Annotated in this window: 15 protein-coding genes; 8 read left to right on the forward strand and 7 right to left on the reverse strand. The window is 55.8% G+C overall.

All coding sequences use genetic code 11. The features are described from left to right. Position 1 precedes the first annotated feature (1 nt). The 5 genes from ACYVB2_RS14455 to ACYVB2_RS14475 all read right to left on the reverse strand — a co-directional run bounded on the left by ACYVB2_RS14455 (position 2) and on the right by ACYVB2_RS14475 (position 8,003). Positions 2-2,503, reverse strand: coding sequence for a diguanylate cyclase domain-containing protein (locus ACYVB2_RS14455; RefSeq protein ID WP_382434452.1), 2,502 nt, complete (start codon positions 2,501-2,503; stop codon positions 2-4). A gap of 134 nt (positions 2,504-2,637) precedes the next feature. After that, positions 2,638-5,229, reverse strand: coding sequence for a bifunctional aconitate hydratase 2/2-methylisocitrate dehydratase (gene acnB / locus ACYVB2_RS14460; RefSeq protein ID WP_382434455.1), 2,592 nt, complete (start codon positions 5,227-5,229; stop codon positions 2,638-2,640). 57 nt (positions 5,230-5,286) lie between these two features. Beyond that, positions 5,287-5,904, reverse strand: a complete 618-nt coding sequence (locus ACYVB2_RS14465) for a hypothetical protein (RefSeq protein WP_382434457.1) — start codon at positions 5,902-5,904, stop codon at positions 5,287-5,289. Between the two features lie 35 nt (positions 5,905-5,939). Continuing rightward, the gene (locus tag ACYVB2_RS14470; protein ID WP_382434463.1) at positions 5,940-6,929 is read right to left on the reverse strand and encodes an HpcH/HpaI aldolase/citrate lyase family protein; all 990 of its coding nucleotides are present in this window, start codon (positions 6,927-6,929) and stop codon (positions 5,940-5,942) included. Between the two features lie 84 nt (positions 6,930-7,013). Next, complete coding sequence (locus tag ACYVB2_RS14475) at positions 7,014-8,003, reverse strand: malate dehydrogenase (RefSeq protein WP_382434465.1); 990 nt, start codon at positions 8,001-8,003, stop codon at positions 7,014-7,016. Between the two features lie 170 nt (positions 8,004-8,173). Between ACYVB2_RS14475 and ACYVB2_RS14480 the strand changes: the two genes are divergently transcribed. The 7 genes from ACYVB2_RS14480 to gltA all read left to right on the forward strand — a co-directional run bounded on the left by ACYVB2_RS14480 (position 8,174) and on the right by gltA (position 14,217). Further along, positions 8,174-8,965: a GntR family transcriptional regulator gene (locus ACYVB2_RS14480; RefSeq protein WP_382434467.1), complete on the forward strand. Its 792-nt coding sequence runs from the start codon at positions 8,174-8,176 to the stop codon at positions 8,963-8,965. Positions 8,966-9,111: 146 nt separating this feature from the next. Beyond that, the gene (gene sdhC, locus ACYVB2_RS14485; protein WP_382434469.1) at positions 9,112-9,546 is read left to right on the forward strand and encodes a succinate dehydrogenase, cytochrome b556 subunit; all 435 of its coding nucleotides are present in this window, start codon (positions 9,112-9,114) and stop codon (positions 9,544-9,546) included. 58 nt (positions 9,547-9,604) lie between these two features. Beyond that, the gene (sdhD, locus tag ACYVB2_RS14490) at positions 9,605-9,970 is read left to right on the forward strand and encodes a succinate dehydrogenase, hydrophobic membrane anchor protein (protein WP_382434471.1); all 366 of its coding nucleotides are present in this window, start codon (positions 9,605-9,607) and stop codon (positions 9,968-9,970) included. Positions 9,971-9,992: 22 nt separating this feature from the next. Then, the gene (sdhA, locus tag ACYVB2_RS14495) at positions 9,993-11,798 is read left to right on the forward strand and encodes a succinate dehydrogenase flavoprotein subunit (RefSeq protein ID WP_382434473.1); all 1,806 of its coding nucleotides are present in this window, start codon (positions 9,993-9,995) and stop codon (positions 11,796-11,798) included. Between the two features lie 22 nt (positions 11,799-11,820). After that, positions 11,821-12,528 carry a succinate dehydrogenase iron-sulfur subunit gene (locus ACYVB2_RS14500; RefSeq protein ID WP_382434474.1) on the forward strand — a complete coding sequence of 236 codons (708 nt, stop codon included), beginning with the start codon at positions 11,821-11,823 and terminating at the stop codon, positions 12,526-12,528. Between the two features lie 14 nt (positions 12,529-12,542). After that, complete coding sequence (locus tag ACYVB2_RS14505; RefSeq protein WP_382434476.1) at positions 12,543-12,866, forward strand: succinate dehydrogenase assembly factor 2; 324 nt, start codon at positions 12,543-12,545, stop codon at positions 12,864-12,866. Positions 12,867-12,921: 55 nt separating this feature from the next. Further along, a complete protein-coding gene (gltA, locus tag ACYVB2_RS14510) occupies positions 12,922-14,217 on the forward strand; it encodes a citrate synthase (RefSeq protein ID WP_382434479.1) in 1,296 nt (431 codons plus the stop codon). Between the two features lie 161 nt (positions 14,218-14,378). Here gltA and ACYVB2_RS14515 read toward each other — a convergent pair whose 3' ends face one another. Together ACYVB2_RS14515 and ACYVB2_RS14520 are read right to left on the reverse strand one after the other, a co-directional pair. Next, positions 14,379-15,473 (reverse strand): phospholipase D family protein, encoded by a 1,095-nt coding sequence (locus ACYVB2_RS14515; RefSeq protein ID WP_382434481.1) that lies wholly within the window; start codon positions 15,471-15,473, stop codon positions 14,379-14,381. A gap of 76 nt (positions 15,474-15,549) precedes the next feature. Continuing rightward, complete coding sequence (locus tag ACYVB2_RS14520) at positions 15,550-16,500, reverse strand: FtsZ/tubulin family protein (RefSeq protein WP_460537108.1); 951 nt, start codon at positions 16,498-16,500, stop codon at positions 15,550-15,552. 240 nt (positions 16,501-16,740) lie between these two features. Between ACYVB2_RS14520 and ACYVB2_RS14525 the strand changes: the two genes are divergently transcribed. After that, on the forward strand, positions 16,741-17,850 hold the full coding sequence (locus ACYVB2_RS14525; RefSeq protein WP_382434490.1) for an S-(hydroxymethyl)glutathione dehydrogenase/class III alcohol dehydrogenase: 1,110 nt from the start codon (positions 16,741-16,743) through the stop codon (positions 17,848-17,850). Positions 17,851-17,882 lie beyond the last annotated feature (32 nt).

Raw genomic sequence — 17,882 nt, forward strand, 5'->3', positions numbered from 1 at the left:
CTTACACAGTAAACAAGGCCACCCCACTGGCGTTTTGCTGTTTAGCTTGGTACATCGCCGCATCTGCATGGCGCAGCAACTCCACATCACTGCCACCATGATCTGGACACAGCGCCACCCCAATACTGGCAGAAATACTCACGACCACACCCTGCAAATCAAACGGCTGTGACAAGGCCACCCGTATCTTTTCTGCCACTTGCAACGCCGCCGCAGTCGACTGCACTATGGGCAACAGCACCACAAACTCATCACCACCAATACGTGCAACCGTATCTGCCGCACGCACTTGGGTCTGCATACGTTGCGCAGCAACACGCAACAACAAATCTCCAACCGCATGACCATACTGGTCATTGACAGGTTTGAACTTATCCAGATCTAAAAACATGACGGCAAGTTGATGATGATGGCGCCTGCTCGCCAGCAAGGCTTGACGCAAGCGATCTTCCAACAGCATCCGATTGGGTAAATCAGTCAACGGATCATGGCGAGCCATGTAAGCAATACGTTGTTCGTTGCGCTTGCGCTCACTGATATCACGGGTCACACCCAAAATGCCAATAAACTCACCCGAAGGGCTGTAAATACCCGAAGTGGTCACCTCCGTCCACACGGTAGAACCGTCCTTACAGGGCTGCTCCAACTCTTGACGCAATTCCGGGAAAGACTGGCCGTGCATGACCGCCTCAATGGCCGCATGCAGGGCCGCCTTGGCCGCCACCGCAGACTCGGCAGTCAAAGCCTCATCAATACCTTGGGCCATGACTTCGGCCACGGTATAACCCCGCAACTTTTCGACAGAGGGACTGACATAGGTAAAACGGCCCTCCAGATTCATGGTCCAGATGACATCAGAAGCATGGTCGGCCAGCAGCCGGTGCCGCTCTTCACTGATGCGCAGCGCCTCCTGCGAACGCGCGCGCTCGATGGCAATCGCAGCCAGATGGGCCACAGCCTCGATCAGTGCAATCTCTTCGGCGCCCGGCGCTTGCACAGTATCAAAATACATGCCAAAGGTGCCCAGCACCTGCCCATTGGCCGCACAAACAGGCTGTGACCAACAAGCCCGCAAGCCTGCGCGCTCCGCTAATGCTCGGTACGGAGTCCAATACGGATGAGACTGAATATCTTCTACCACTACCCGGTGAGCACCCCACGCAGCAGTACCGCAAGAACCCACCGCAGGCCCGATGGTCAGGCCTTCAATGGCTGCCAAATAAAAATCAGGCAGACTGGGCGAAGCCCCATTGGTCAAATGCATGCCGTCAGGGGTTAATAACAAAATGCTGCACAACATGGCAGGCCGTTCTGCTTCTACGCTGCGAACAATGGCATACAAAATATCGTTCAGAGGTGCGTCGTGGGCCAACATTTCCAATACTTGGCTACGGGCTTGCTCGCGCTGTGCCTGACACCGACTCTGCTGCAACACCCCCCACAAACGGCGGTTGGTGCGCCAAACATACAGCGTCATCCCACCCCCCAGCCCCATCACCAACACCGCCCCCACTATCCATTCGTAGGGCAAGTGTGTGCCACGGCCATCCTGTGGCTGGTACAAGAACCCTTCCAGAGGTATCCCTGCAGGCAGCAATCCGAGGCTGGCATAGGTATCAGCAATATAGCGCCAACGGCCTGGGTGCATATAGCCCAGCTCCACCAGATCAGCCCGTACCAAAGCACGGGTCTGTTCGGCCTCAAAGGCCAAAAACTCTGGCGTATGCAGTCCAGGATAGGTTTGACGTATCCAAGCATTGATCGTCTCTGGGTGATCTAACGCATAGCGCCAACCGCGCAAACTGGCCGCCACAAAAGCAGCCACACGTTCTGGCTGCTCACGCAACAAGCGGTCTGATGTGAACAGGTTGTCGCCATAAAAATCAATACCGACCGAACGCGGGGTATAAATCTGGTGGGGCACCCCTGCCTGCCGAAGGAGAAACACCTCGTTGGACAAATAAGCCGAGATGGCATCCACTTTGCCATCAATCAAGTCCTGTACCTGAAAGCTGTGGGGCAACTTGGCATACTCAGATGGTGCCAGCCCTGATTGGCGCAAATAGGCTTGTAATTCTTCTGACTGCGGCTCCAGCATGACCCGCTTACCCGCCAGATCATGCACACTTTGTCCAGGTGCATTGCCACGGGCGATCAATACCAGCGGTGAATGTTGAAAGATCGCCGCCAACACCACCACCGGCTTACCTGCCGCACGGGCCAGCAACAAACTGCTGGTGCCCACGCCAAATTCTGCCTTGCCAGACACTACCTGCCCGACCACATCAACCCCTGGCTTGCCCGCTGCCAAGGTAACCTCAAATCCGGCATCGCGGTAGTAGCCCTGCTCCAGTGCAGCGTAATAGCCTGCAAACTGAAAAGCGTGCTCCCATTTCAATTGCAAGGTCACACGATCTTGGGCGCGGGCAGACACAGAAATGAACAGCAGCAATGGGCTGATCAGCAGCCACAGACCCAAGGTCTGTAAACAGTGTGGCAGCATCGGAGAACGGCTCAACTTCACAACACCCAAAGCCCTGACATCCATACGAAAAAGCCCGCGCATTGCGCGGGCCTCGACAAAACGGTTCACACCGGCGGCATTCTAGCCCCCGGATGAATCAACCGATGACAGAATCAGGCAGCAACGCCTTGGGCAGCTTGCGCGTACTCCTCGATCTGGTCGAAGTTCATGTAACGGTACACGCTGGCTTTGTCGGCGTCAATCACACCCATTTCCTTGAGGTATTCCTCAGGAGAAGGCAGACGACCCAAACGCGAGGCAATCGCTGCCAGTTCTGCCGAACCCAAGAACACATTGGTGTTCTTGCCCAAACGGTTGGGGAAGTTACGGGTAGAGGTAGAGATCACCGTGGCACCTTCGCGCACTTGGGCTTGGTTACCCATGCACAGCGAACAACCGGGCATTTCAGTGCGGGCACCCGAGGCACCAAAGGCGGCGTAATGGCCTTCTTTGATCAGCTCGTTTTGGTCCATCTTGGTGGGTGGAGCAACCCACAACTTGACGGGAATGTCGCGCTGGCCGCCCAGCAGCTTGGCTGCAGCACGGAAGTGCCCAATATTGGTCATGCACGAACCAATAAAGGCTTCGTCAATCTTGGTGCCTTGGACTTCCGACAGGAACTTGGCATCATCGGGATCGTTAGGGCAGCAAACGATAGGCTCTTTGATGTCGGCCAGATCAATCTCGATCACCGCAGCGTATTCGGCATCCTTGTCGGCTTCGAGCAGCTCGGGGTTGGCCAGCCAAGCTTCCACCTTTTCGATGCGGCGTTGCAGTGTCTTGGCATCTTGGTAACCATCGGCAATCATGTTCTTCATCAGAACAATGTTGGACTTGAGGTACTCAGCCACTGGCTCTTTGTTGAGCTTGATGGTGCAACCAGCAGCAGAACGCTCGGCAGAGGCATCCGACAACTCAAAGGCTTGCTCTACCTTCAGATCAGGCAGACCTTCGATTTCGAGAATCTTGCCCGAGAAGATGTTCTTCTTGCCTGCCTTGGCTACCGTCAGCAGACCGGCCTTGATGGCGTACAGCGGAATGGCATGCACCAAATCGCGCAGGGTCACACCGGGCTGCATTTCACCCTTGAAGCGCACCAGCACCGATTCGGGCATATCCAGCGGCATCACGCCAGTGGCCGCACCGAAGGCCACCAGACCAGAACCTGCGGGGAAGGAGATACCAATCGGGAAACGGGTGTGCGAGTCACCGCCTGTGCCCACGGTATCGGGCAGCAGCAGGCGGTTGAGCCAGCTGTGGATCACGCCATCACCGGGACGCAGGGCCACGCCGCCACGGTTGCTGATAAATGCGGGCAGTTCGCGGTGGGTTTTCACATCCACTGGCTTGGGATAAGCAGCGGTGTGGCAGAACGATTGCATCACCAAGTCGGCAGAGAAGCCCAAGCAAGCCAAATCTTTGAGCTCGTCGCGGGTCATGGGGCCGGTGGTGTCTTGCGAACCCACGGTCGTCATCTTGGGTTCGCAGTAAGTGCCAGGGCGCACGCCTTGGCCTTCGGGCAGACCTACAGCACGACCGACCATCTTTTGCGCCAGCGTGAAGCCAGCCTTGGTTTCGGCAGGCGCTGTGGGCAGACGGAACAGAGTGGAGGCTGGCAGACCCAAGAACTCACGGGCTTTGGCCGTCAGGCTGCGGCCAATGATCAGGTTGATACGGCCACCGGCACGCACTTCGTCCAACAGCACATCGCTCTTGAGTGCGAACTCGGCCACGGTCTCACCGTTCTTGAGCAGCTTGCCGTCGTAGGGCAGCACGTCAATCACGTCACCCATTTCCAGCTTGGACACATCGACTTCAATGGGCAGCGAGCCAGAGTCTTCTTGCGTGTTGAAGAAGATAGGCGCAATCTTGCCACCCAAGGTCACGCCACCGAAGCGTTTGTTGGGCACGAACGGAATGTCTTGACCAGTAGCCCAAATCACCGAGTTGGTGGCGGACTTGCGGCTGGAGCCTGTACCGACCACATCGCCCACGTAGGCAACAAGGTTGCCTTTTTGCTTCAGGTCTTCGATGAACTGCATCGGGCCGCGCTTGCCGTCTTCTTCGGGCTTGAAGGCCGCGTCAGGACGGGTGTTCTTCAACATCGCCAAGTAGTGCAACGGGATGTCAGGGCGGCTCCACGCATCAGGGGCGGGCGACAGGTCATCGGTGTTGGTTTCACCGGGCACCTTGAACACGGTGACGGTGATCTTTTGTGCCACTTCAGGGCGGCTGGTGAACCACTCAGCCTCGGCCCAGCTTTGCATCACATCTTTGGCGAAAGCATTGCCCGCCTTGGCCTTTTCTGCCACATCGTTGAAGAAGTCGAACATCAGCAGTGTCTTCTTCAGCGCGGCAGCGGCCACAGCAGCCACTTCAGCATCATCCAACAATTCAATCAGCGGATGTACGTTGTAACCACCCACCATCGTGCCCAGCAGCTCAGTGGCCTTGGCTTTGGAAATCAGGCCAACGGCAATGTCACCGTGGGCTACAGCAGCCAAAAAGCTGGCCTTGACCTTGGCGGCATCGTCCACGCCGGGCGGCACACGGTGTGTGAGCAAGTCGAGCAGGAAGGCATCTTCACCGGCGGGTGGGTTCTTGATCAGTTCGATCAATTCGGCCACTTGTTTGGCATCCAGGGGCAGCGGGGGGATACCCAGCGCGGCGCGCTCGGCCACATGGTCACGGTAGGCTTTCAACATCAATTTCTCCGGTGGTTTTGTAGGTGTGGGGCGATTTCAACGTACAGGAACAAAGCCTCAGCGGGTAGCTGTGGGCTGCGCATCCAGCACGCTGGGCGGGGGATTCTTTTTGATGGCTTGGGCCACTTGGTATTGCTCAGGGCTCATGCACTCGTCGGCCAACCGCTGGCCGCGCTTTTGATCCATCAGCATGGATTTGTTGGCAATTTGCAACCAAACGGCACCCGCTTTCTGGTCTTCGAGGCGCACGGTGCCCGTGGTAGTGGCTACCGGAGCCATGTGGTACTTAAAGCCTTTTCCATCTACATGGAAGTGGCCGGGGGCTTGCGGGTCAGCAGTCACGCGCACCGAAGCACCCAACTCACAAGCAATGGTGCCGGTATGCACGCGCTCTGCCACCGACAAAGCCTCGGGCGACAAAGAAGCAGCCGCCACAGGCGTACTAGCCAATGCCGCAGCACCCAGGGCGCCAGCACCCACAGCTGCTGCACCCACGGCCACCGCACGGCCTCGGTTGCTGCGGGTATCCGCTTTGGCCACCACCACTTTTTGGCTGGGCTTGGCTTTGACAGCAGCCGTCTTTTTGACGGAAGTTCCAGATTTGGACGCAGAAGGAACAGCCAACACCAATGCGGGGGTCAAGGCCAGCAGGGCGGATGCAAACAAGGCTTTCATGGAAAACTCCAGCAGGAAAATCAGATCTGATCAGATCAAGGTTGAACAGGTAACAACCAGTGTTGTACCTCAACTGGCAAAGACCGACCTGTCTGGTGGGCACGCTCTAACAGTTGCCAAAAATAGCGGTAACTGGCCCGGTCATGCAAAACACCATCGACACTGATAGGTGCCCAGTCGGCAGCAACAGCCGCCGCAATGATGCGTGCGGCTTGGTCAATCTCGTTGGGGGCTGGGGCGAAGGCAGCCAAAATGGGGCGAATTTGGGCCGGATGGATGCTCCACATCCGGGTGTAGCCCAACTCAGCGGCAGCACGGTGGGCTGCAGCCTGCATGGCCGCACCATCGGTAAACTCGGTCACTACACAATGTGATGGCACCTTGCCGTGGGCATGGCAAGCCGCAGCAATTTCCAGCTTAGCGCGCACCACCAACGGGTGCGTGAACTGCCCTGCAGAAGTCATGCCCGAGGCCGGAATAGCCCCCCCGTGCGCCGAGACAAAATCCATCAAGCCAAAACTCAGGCTTTGCACGCGCGGATGTGCGGCGATGTCAAAGGCGCGATGCACAGCAGCGGGCGACTCAATCAGCACTTGCAACGGCAAATGCGCAGCCCCTGCACGCTCCAACGCCTTTTCGGCCAGCAGCACATCATCGACCGACTCCACTTTGGGCAGCATGATGTGGCACAGCTTATGCCCAGCCTCACCGGCAATGGTAGCCATATCGTTGGCAAAGGCAGGATGATCAACGGGATGCACACGGGCCGCCACACGGGCACCCGGAGCGGCTGCACGGGCCAAGGCAGCCACCAAGGCAGCGTGTGGTGCCTCACCGCCCACGGGAGCACCATCTTCACAGTCCAGCGTCACATCAAAGACGCAGGTACCCAATTCTTCAGTCATTTCAGCCTGCAATTGCAGGCTTTTGCGCATCCGCACTTCAACGCCACTGTAATGGTCACAGACGGGCAAAAAACCAGTTTGCGCCTGGGCACCAAGGAGAACGTCGCGGGGATGGGTCATGGAAAATTACACACTAGGCCGAGAAAAAGCAAAGCGCAGCCCCAGAATACACACAGGCATCTGGGTCTGCGCTCTTAGGGGCGTTTACAGCAGGTGTTTCACGCCATCGGCTTCGCCTTGCAGCTCGGCCAAAGTCTTGTTGATGCACTCTTGCGAGAAGGCATCAATTTCCAGACCTTCGACGATTTTGTATTCGCCGTCAGGGGTAGTGGTGACGGGGAAGCCAAACACGATGCCAGCAGGAATGCCGTACTCGCCGTTGGAAGGCACACCCATCGTGACCCACTCGCCATTGGAGCCCAAGGCCCAATCGCGCATGTGGTCGATGGCAGCGTTGGCAGCCGAAGCAGCCGACGACAGACCACGGGCAGCGATGATGGCAGCGCCACGCTTGCCCACGGTGGGCAGGAACACTTCAGCGTTCCAGACTTGGTCGTTGATGGTTTCTTTGACCGAAGCGCCATTGATGGTGGCAAAACGGTAGTCGGCGTACATGGTAGGAGAGTGGTTGCCCCACACAGTCAGCTTGCGAATGTCGCCCACGGCAGAGCCTGTCTTGGCGGCAATTTGCGAAGCAGCGCGGTTGTGGTCCAGACGCAGCATGGCAGTGAAGTTCTTGGCTGGCAGATCGGGGGCCGACTTCATGGCAATGTAGGCGTTAGTGTTGGCAGGGTTGCCCACCACCAGCACCTTGACATTGCGCGAAGCCACGGCATTGAGCGCCTTACCTTGCACGGTGAAGATGGCAGCGTTGGCGGCCAGCAGGTCGGCACGTTCCATGCCGGGGCCACGAGGACGGGCACCGACCAACAGCGCGTAGTCGGTGTCTTTGAAGGCCGTCATGGGATCAGAGTGGGCCTCAATGCCAGCCAGCAGCGGGAAAGCGCAGTCTTCCAGCTCCATGATCACGCCCTTGAGGGCGTTCTGGGCTTTTTCGTCTGGGATTTCGAGCAGTTGCAAGATGACGGGCTGGTCTTTGCCCAGCATTTCGCCGGAGGCGATGCGGAACAACAGGGCGTAACCGATTTGACCTGCTGCGCCGGTGACGGCCACGCGAACGGGTGCTTTGCTCATGGTGGAAAACTCCAGGAAGTGAAGGAAAACAGGGGAGATTGCAGCGGTTGCCACCTGCGCCTGTTACCAGCAACATGTGCCCCGCAAACAGGTGAAGATTGTAGCGTTGATTTTTGCTACCAGTCAATTTGTCTTATGTCTTATATAAGATATGATGCGCCTGCGTCACCATGTCGTCATTGCCCTTTCCCTCCTCTGATAATCCCATCTCGTTGCCCAGTGCTGCGGGGCTTTCTGTGCCTGCGTTCAGCCCGTTGTATCAACAGATCAAGGGTTTGATACTGCACAGCCTCCAAGCAGGCGAATGGAAGCCCGGCGAAGCCATCCCCAGCGAGATGGAGTTGGCTGCACGCTTTCGCGTCAGCCAAGGCACCGTGCGCAAGGCCATTGACGATCTGGCTGCCGAAAACTTGGTGGTGCGCCGCCAAGGCAAGGGCACCTTTGTAGCCACCCATGCCGAACAACAGGTGCAATACCGCTTCCTGCGACTGCTCCCAGACAGTGGTGATGCCAACGTGGAGCGTCCAGCGCAGCGCCACATCATCGATTGCAAACGGGTGCGCGCCAATGCCGATGTGGCCCGCATCTTGGGTCTGCGCGCTGGCGATCCAGTAGTGCAAGCACGTCGGATACTGTCGTTCAGTGGCGTGCCTACTATCTTGGAAGACATCTGGCTGCCTGGCGTTTCGTTCAAAGGACTGACTGCCCACCAAATGGCCAGTTACCCCGGCCCCACTTACGCCATGTTTGAACTCAACTTTGGCGTGCGCATGGTGCGGGCTGCCGAAAAAATTCGTGCCGTTCTCCCAGACCCTGAGCAGGCAGAGCTGTTACAAGTTTCGCCCGATACCCCCTTGTTGAGCGTTGAGCGGCTGGCCTATACCTACAACGATGTTCCAATGGAGTTACGCCGTGGTTTGTACCGTACCGACACCCACCACTACCGCAACGACTTGAGCTAAACAGGCGGTTCCATCAGCGCCATGTCAGCAAACCATCGAGAATACGCGCCGCGCCAAATCCACGCCTTGTTGCATTGCAATAGAATTTTGGCTTCCTTTGCCTGCGCAAAAATTACCACGCAGTTACATCCACGAAAGCATTTGCCATGACTGAGCTAGCCAAAAAGCGGCCTGAATTCCGCAACATCAACGCCTTCAAGGACCTGACGACTTATCGCATGGCCCCGGCTGCATGGGTTTCGATCCTGCACCGTGCCAGTGGTGTCATCATGTTCTTGTTGCTGCCGTTCATTCTCTGGATGTTCGACATGTCGCTGTCGTCCGAAATCTCCTTTGCGAGTTTCACGGCTGCCTTTAGTGCTGGTCTGGGCTTTTTGCCCGGCTGGTTCGTGAAGCTGGTGGCACTGGCCCTCATCTGGGCTTACCTGCACCACTTCTGCGCTGGTGTGCGCCACCTGCGTATGGATATGAACCATGACTCGGTCACCAAAGAGTCCGGCAAGTCGTCTGCCGTGGTTACGCTGGTGCTGAGCATTGGCCTGACCTTGGTTCTGGGTGCCAAGCTGTTCGGCTTGTACTGATCGCCCTATCGCCATCACTGCATCCCAGCCTACTCCCTCATTCAAAAGGAATTTCACCATGTCCGTCAATTACGGCTCCAAGCGCATCGTCGTCGGTGCCCACTATGGTCTGCGCGACTGGCTGAGCCAGCGCGTCACAGCGGCCCTGATGGCGCTGTTCACAGTGGTTGTGCTGGCACAACTGATCTTTACCAAAGGCCCCATTGGCTACGCTGCTTGGGCAGGCATTTTCTCCAGCCAATGGATGAAAGTGGTCACTTTCTCTGTCATCGTGGCATTGGCTTGGCACGTCTGGGTGGGTGTCCGTGACATCTGGATGGACTACATCCAACCCGTGGGACTGCGCCTGGTATTGCAGGTTTTCACCATCGTCTGGCTGGTCGGCTGTGCTGGCTGGGGTTTCCAAGTTTTGTGGCGTCTCTGATTCCCGCGACTGAAGGTAAATAATGAGCTACACCAACGCTAACATCACTAAGCGCAAATTTGACGTCGTCATCGTCGGGGCCGGCGGCTCTGGTATGCGCGCCGCCCTCGAACTCTCCCGCGCTGGCCTGAATGTGGCCTCGCTGTCCAAAGTGTTCCCCACCCGTAGCCACACCGTGGCCGCCCAAGGTGGCGTATCGGCCTCTTTGGGCAACATGTCGGAAGACAACTGGCACTATCACTTCTACGACACCATCAAGGGTTCTGACTGGCTGGGCGACCAAGACGCGATTGAGTTCATGTGCCGCGAAGCCCCCAACGTCGTGATCGAGTTGGAACACTTCGGTATGCCATTCGACCGCAACCCTGATGGCACCATTTACCAACGTCCGTTCGGTGGTCATACCGCCAACTATGGCGAAAAACCCGTGCAACGCGCTTGCGCAGCGGCTGACCGTACCGGCCACGCCATGCTGCACACGCTGTACCAGCAAAACGTCAAAGCCAAGACCAACTTCTTTGTTGAGTGGATGGCACTGGACTTGATCCGCAACAGCCAAGGCGATGTGGTCGGCGTCACGGCGCTAGAGCTAGAGACTGGCGACCTGTACGAGTTGCACGCCAAAGCTGTGCTGCTGGCTACGGGTGGCGCTGGTCGTATTTTTGCTGCTTCGACCAACGCCTTCATCAACACTGGCGATGGCTTGGGCATGGCGGCCCGCGCAGGTATTCCGCTGCAAGACATGGAATTTTGGCAGTTCCACCCCACCGGCGTGGCCGGTGCAGGTGTGCTGCTGACCGAAGGCTGCCGTGGCGAAGGTGCTATTTTGCTCAATAGCAATGGCGAACGCTTCATGGAACGCTATGCGCCTACCCTGAAAGACTTGGCACCACGCGATTTCGTGTCGCGCTCGATGGACCAAGAAATCAAGGAAGGCCGTGGCTGTGGCCCCAACAAGGACTACATCCTGATGAAGTTGGACCACCTCGGCGCCGACACCATCCGCAAGCGTCTGCCCTCGGTGGAAGAAATCGGCCACAACTTCGCCAACGTCGACATCACCAAAGAGCCCATTCCCGTTGTGCCCACCATCCATTACCAAATGGGCGGTATCCCGACCAATATCAATGGTCAAGTGGTGGTACACGATGGTGTGCAAAACCATGTGGTCAATGGCCTGTATGCAGTGGGCGAATGCTCCTGCGTGTCGGTGCATGGTGCTAACCGTCTGGGCACCAATTCGCTGCTCGATTTGTTGGTGTTTGGCAAGTCGGCTGGTAAGCACATCGTTCAGTTTGTTAAAGCGCATGGCGACCACCAACCCGTGCCCGCCAATGGTTCTGAGCGTACCCTGACGCGCCTGAACCAACTGCAAGAATCCAAGAGCGGCACCTATGCACAGGCACTTGCCAACAACATCCGCACCTCGATGCAGCAACACGCTGGCGTGTTCCGCACGCAAAAGGGTATGGACGAAGGTGTGGTCAAGATCAACGCCCTGCGCGAGCAAGTGTCCTCCGTGACTTTGCAAGACAAGTCCAAAGTCTGGAACACCGCCCGTATGGAAGCTCTGGAAGTGGACAACCTGATCGAAGTGGCACAAGCCACCATGACTTCGGCAGCTGCCCGCAAAGAATGCCGTGGCGCCCACACCGTATACGACTACGAGCATCCTGCCGACCACGCCGAATTCCCACTGGGTCGTAACGACAAGGAGTGGATGAAGCACACCCTGTGGCACAGCGCCAACAACAGCTTGACCTACAAGCCCGTGAACCTCAAGCCCTTGACCGTGGACAGCGTGCCGCCCAAGGTCCGTACCTTCTGATCGCAGCGAACTGGAGCAAACAATGGCAAAACGCACTTTCAAAATCTACCGCTACGATCCAGACAAGGATGCCAAGCCCTACATGCAAACCGTGCAGATCGATCTGGACGGCCACGAACGCATGTTGCTCGATGCACTGGTCAAGCTCAAGGAACAAGACCCCACCATCTCTTTCCGGCGCTCTTGCCGTGAGGGCGTGTGTGGCTCTGATGCCATGAACATCAATGGCAAGAACGGTTTGGCCTGCCTGACCAACATGAACACCCTGCAAGGTGACATCGTGCTCAAGCCCCTGCCCGGTCTGCCCGTGATTCGCGATCTGATCGTGGACATGACGCAGTTCTTCAAGCAGTACAACTCGATCAAGCCCTACCTGCAAAACGACAGCCTGACCTCGCCCACCAAAGAGCGCCTGCAGTCGCCCGAAGAGCGTGAAGAACTCAACGGCCTGTACGAGTGCATTTTGTGCGCCAGCTGCTCGACCAGCTGCCCTAGCTTCTGGTGGAACCCCGACAAGTTTGTTGGCCCCGCTGGTCTGCTGCAAGCGTATCGCTTCATCGCCGACAGCCGTGACGAAGAAACCGCTGCACGCCTAGACAATCTGGAAGACCCCTACCGTCTGTTCCGCTGCCACACCATCATGAACTGCGTCGATGTGTGCCCCAAGGGTCTGAACCCCACCCGGGCCATTGGCAAGATCAAAGAGCTGATGGTGCGTCGCGCCATCTAAGGCACAGACAGATCATGGGTGAAATTCCATCCTCCGACGCGGTGGCAACTTTGCCACTGCTGGATGAGCGGGCGGTAAGCATGTTGCGCTGGCGCAGTCGGCGTGGCATGGTGGAGAACGACTTGTTCATCGAACGGTTTTTCACCCGCTTTGCTTCTCAATTGACCCAACGCCATGCCAATGGCATGAATGCGTTGATGGATTTGGCAGACAACGACCTGCTGGATCTGCTGCTACAGCGGCGTGATCCCGAAGGTGCGTTGGACACCGAAGAAGTGCGTGAAGTGCTTGGCATGATGCGCCAAGGTGGCAGTGACGCACCCGCGCCAGCGCACTAAACCCACACCGCTCCCCAGCCCCGACCATCGGCAACCTACCCCAAGGAAATTAGCAATGAAGTTAGCTGACAACAAAGCCACCCTGTCGTTCTCCAACGGCAGCCCCAGCGTGGAACTTCCTGTGTACCATGGCAACATCGGCCCAGATGTCATTGACATCCGTAAGCTGTACGGCCAAACAGGCATGTTCACCTACGATCCTGGCTTCCTGTCCACCGCCTCCTGCCAATCGGCCATTACTTATATTGATGGCGATAAGGGTGAGTTGCTCTACCGTGGCTACCCCATCGAACAACTGGCTACCAAGTGCGACTACCTCGACACCTGTTACCTGTTGCTCAAGGGTGAACTGCCCAGCGCCGGCCAGCGTGCCGACTTCCACAAGCTGGTGCTGGATCACACCATGGTCAATGAGCAAATGCAGTTCTTCCTGCGTGGCTTCCGCCGTGATGCCCACCCGATGGCTGTGCTGACCGGCTTGGTGGGTGCCATGTCGGCCTTCTACCACGATAGCACCGACATCAACAACCCCGAGCACCGTGATGTGGCCGCAATCCGCCTGATTGCCAAGATGCCTACCTTGGTGGCAATGGCTTACAAGTACGGTAAGGGTGAGCCTTACATGTACCCACAGAACAACCTGAGCTACGCTGGCAACTTCCTGCGCATGATGTTTGGTACGCCTTGCGAAGAGTACAAGGTCAACCCTGTGATCGAACGTGCGATGGATCGCATCTTCATCTTGCACGCTGACCACGAGCAAAATGCCTCCACCTCCACTGTGCGCCTGTGCGGCTCTTCGGGTACCAATCCGTTTGCCGCTATCTCTGCCGGTGTAGCTTGCCTGTGGGGCCCTGCCCACGGCGGCGCCAACGAAGCCTGCCTGAACATGCTGGAAGACATCCAGCGCCAAGGTGGTGTGTCCAAGGTTGGCGAGTTCATGGAAAAGGTCAAGGACAAAAACTCCGGCGTCAAGCTGATGGGTTTTGGTCACCGCGTGTACAAGAACTACGATCCCCGCGCCAAGCTGATGCAAGAAACTTGCAACGAAGTGCTGGCCGAACTGGGTCTGGAAAACGATCCGCTGTTCAAGCTGGCCAAGGAACTGGAAAAGATCGCTCTGGAAGACGATTACTTCGTTCAACGCAAGCTCTACCCCAACGTAGACTTCTACTCCGGTATCGTGCAACGCGCCATCGGCATCCCCGTCAACCTGTTCACTGGTATTTTTGCTCTGGCCCGTACCGTGGGCTGGATTGCCCAACTGAACGAAATGATCAGCGACCCCGAGTACAAAATTGGCCGCCCACGCCAACTGTTCACCGGCTCGCCCCGCCGCGACGTGGCCTAAAAAGCCTCAATGGTCTTTTGCAGCGCCTAGGTGCTGCAAATGTTGAAAACCCGCCGTGCCCCGGCGGGTTTTTTCTTGCCTGTCGTTTGTTTAATTGCCGTGGCAGACAATGTGCTACCGCTGCTTTTTTAGTTTTGGTGACAAGATCAAAGTGCTGTATTTTAATTCAAAGCATTTTTCAACTCACTGAAAGTGCAATAATTATTCTGCACACCAAGTGCTTCGTTTACAAAATTGTAAAAATTTGGATGTTTTACGGTATCTATATATGCCGAAGAAAGAAGTTCTGTAAATTTTTCATCAATTGTTATTGGGTAATTTTTGCACTCCTCGTGCAAAGAAATAACTTCAAATTTGCCCGCAGAACTTTTAAAAACAAGAATATCTTTGATTTTCGCAACAAATGAATCTGCCCGGAATTTATTGCCTCTCGGGTTTCTTGTTGCCACCATATTTATGCAAAATACAATTTTTCCGTTTGGTGAAAGCTCCAATCTATTTCGTATTTGATTGCACTGCCTATCAGCATCTTTTTTATTATCATAAGTGCCTTCCTCAAAATATTCAATTTCATTACCATAACCTCCTTGAATTTTCGCTTCATCTTCTTCATTGAGTCTCGGCCTAGAGTGATAATAAAAGGAAAAAATACAATCTGCACTGAGGGGAGTGTTTTTCAAAAACTCTGACAGTGGCTGCTGTTCCAGTATCTCAGGCGGTGGTGACTCAATCACATCCTCACCATCTCTAGCTCGATTCCTCCGACTCCATTTTTCTGCTGTCTCTTTCAGGTCTTGATCGGTGATTGGATGTGCGCTTTCCCATAAATTATGAAACCAATCTAGGCTACGTTTTCCACTGGGCTGATCGAGATTAAATTTATATCCTGCTTCGCGCAACGCATTGGGCTGGGTACCAAGACCATTGTTAGACATGTTGGCAGAACCGACAATTGCATACTCAGAACTGATGTAGAGCTTGGCATGAAGATTGTCGATTTGTCTGATGTTTTCCTTGCCGAATTGCTCAATAAGTCTTGCAACTTCTACGGGATTGGTGCCGCCCATGGTCAAGTTGCAGACAATCCTAACATCTCTCGCCATCGGATTGATTAATCGGCTTGCTCCATTGCCAATAAAAGCAACGGCAATACGCAACGTATTGTCTCCGCTCAAAAGTTTTTTGATTTCTCTGCTTAAATTATCTTCCAGCAACAGCATATTTACCCTTAAAAATACCGATTTGATATCAATCAAACGCGATTGTTTAAATTGAATATGTTGAAAATATTAAAAATTTTTACATGGATTACATAAAATTATTTATACAGCCTCAGGCTTGATGCAACGGTGTTGGTTTTGATTGGCAACTATATTCCCCCTTAGGCAAAAAAACGCTCATCACCGCTGCCCCCTCCTGTTCGGCCACAGGCACAGCACTGAACAGCATTTCGGCATCCAACGACAGCGTTTTGCGAACAGTAGCCATCAAATCGCGCACCTGCCAAAGCTGTAGCATTTCCGGCACGGCCTCCAGCACCACCAACACAGCATCCGCCTGGCGCAACGTTTCAGCGTTCAGCAAGGGGCCATCGAGCGCCGCCACAAAAGCACGCAAGGGAGCTTGTGGCCCAGTCGCTGTGCCTTTGCCCATCACCAGCACTTCGGAACCAAAGGTTTGCTGGATGTCTTGCCAATCCAAAGCCACCAAACCACCCGGATCCAACAGCGCCAAGACACTGCGACAAATCTGCTCCGTCCATTCCGTGGTGGTTTCTGCGGCTTCCGTCTGCGTGATGTCTGAGTTTTGTTCCAGTATCAGGTCGCCTGATACCTCGCACAGCATGGGCGCCCGCCCCTGTAAAGACTGTAGAGACTCGTTGGCACGCCGCTGCCTGCGTCCGCCTTCGTACTCAAACGGCGTTGTCACTACGGCCACACAGGGTGATTTTTGTGCTGCCAGCAGGTCGGCTAGGGTGGGGGACAAGTGGGCACTGATTTCATCGCCCAAATGGGCCAGCAGAAAGACCACCTGCAGCGTAGCTAAAACTGGCTGCAAAGTGTGAAGTTGCGCCTGTAGGTCTTCTGGCCAAGCCTCTTTGGCTGTGTTGTTAAAGTGCAGCCGGTGTTGGGCCAGACTGGCCGCCAGTTCTTCGGTATCGGTATGGAGGGCAATGGTACTCATAACCGTTTGGCCCAAGGCTGCGGCTACCTGTGGCAACATTTCACAGCCGCCATACCCTACGGCGATGATGCCAACGCGCAGAGCGGCTACTTCAGACACGGAACCATCCTTGGTAATTTTCCACTGGAGCGGAGTCAGAGCAGTCGTTTTCATGTATGGACTTGGCATGGAATAAAACGGTGCCCCATTATGGGCTGGCAGGACGAAGGCCCATTTCGTCCTGTTGCGCTGCATCGGCTTGCCCCATCGTCCAGTGCTGGCCTATAGTTGCGAGTCTATGCGGCATGGCTATGCGCTGCTGCAACCTTCTTTTCACCATCCTTTCAGAATATTTACCCCATGAAATCCAAAGCTGCTGTTGCCTTCAAGGCCGGTGAACCCCTGCAAATCGTTGAAATTGATGTGGCACCGCCGCAAAAAGGTGAGGTGCTGGTCAAAATTACGCACACCGGCGTATGCCACACCGATGCGTTTACCCTGTCGGGTGAAGACCCAGAAGGTATCTTTCCGGCGGTGCTGGGCCACGAGGGTGCAGGCATTGTGGTGGAGGTGGGCGAAGGCGTCACCAGCGTCAAACCCGGCGACCATGTGATTCCGCTCTATACCGCCGAGTGCGGCGAGTGCTTGTTCTGCAAATCTGGCAAAACCAACCTCTGCGTGGCCGTGCGTGCTACCCAAGGCAAAGGTGTGATGCCCGATGGCACTACGCGCTTCTCGTACAACGGCCAGCCCATTTACCACTATATGGGCTGCTCTACTTTCAGTGAATACACCGTGGTGGCCGAAGTCTCACTGGCCAAGATCAACCCCGAGGCCAACCCAGAACAAGTATGCCTACTCGGTTGTGGCGTCACCACCGGCCTAGGGGCCGTGAAAAACACGGCCAAAGTGCAAGAGGGCGACAGCGTAGCCGTGTTTGGTTTGGGTGGCATTGGCTTGGCCGTGATTCAAGGGGCCAAGCTCGCCAAAGCTGGGCGCATCATCGCCATTGATACCAACCCGGCCAAATTTGATTTGGCCAAGGTGTTTGGGGCCACGGATTTTGTCAATCCAAAAGATTTTGACAAGCCGATCCAGCAAGTGATTGTCGAGATGACCGGTTGGGGCGTAGACCACAGCTTTGAGTGCATTGGCAATGTCGAGGTGATGCGTGCGGCGCTGGAGTGCGCCCACCGGGGCTGGGGTCAGAGCGTCATCATTGGGGTAGCTGGTGCGGGTAAAGAAATCTCTACCCGCCCCTTCCAATTGGTCACTGGGCGCAAGTGGCTGGGCTCTGCCTTTGGTGGGGTCAAAGGCCGCAGTGAGTTGCCCGGCATGGTGGAAGATGCAATGAGCGGCAAAATCCAGCTGGCACCTTTTGTCACCCACACCATGCCACTGAGCGATATCAATAGCGCATTTGACTTAATGCACGAGGGCAAATCGATCCGCTCGGTAGTGGTTTACTGAGCAACGCCCTTCATCTCTCAGGCTTGGCACAA

This window comes from Giesbergeria giesbergeri (assembly GCF_054779375.1).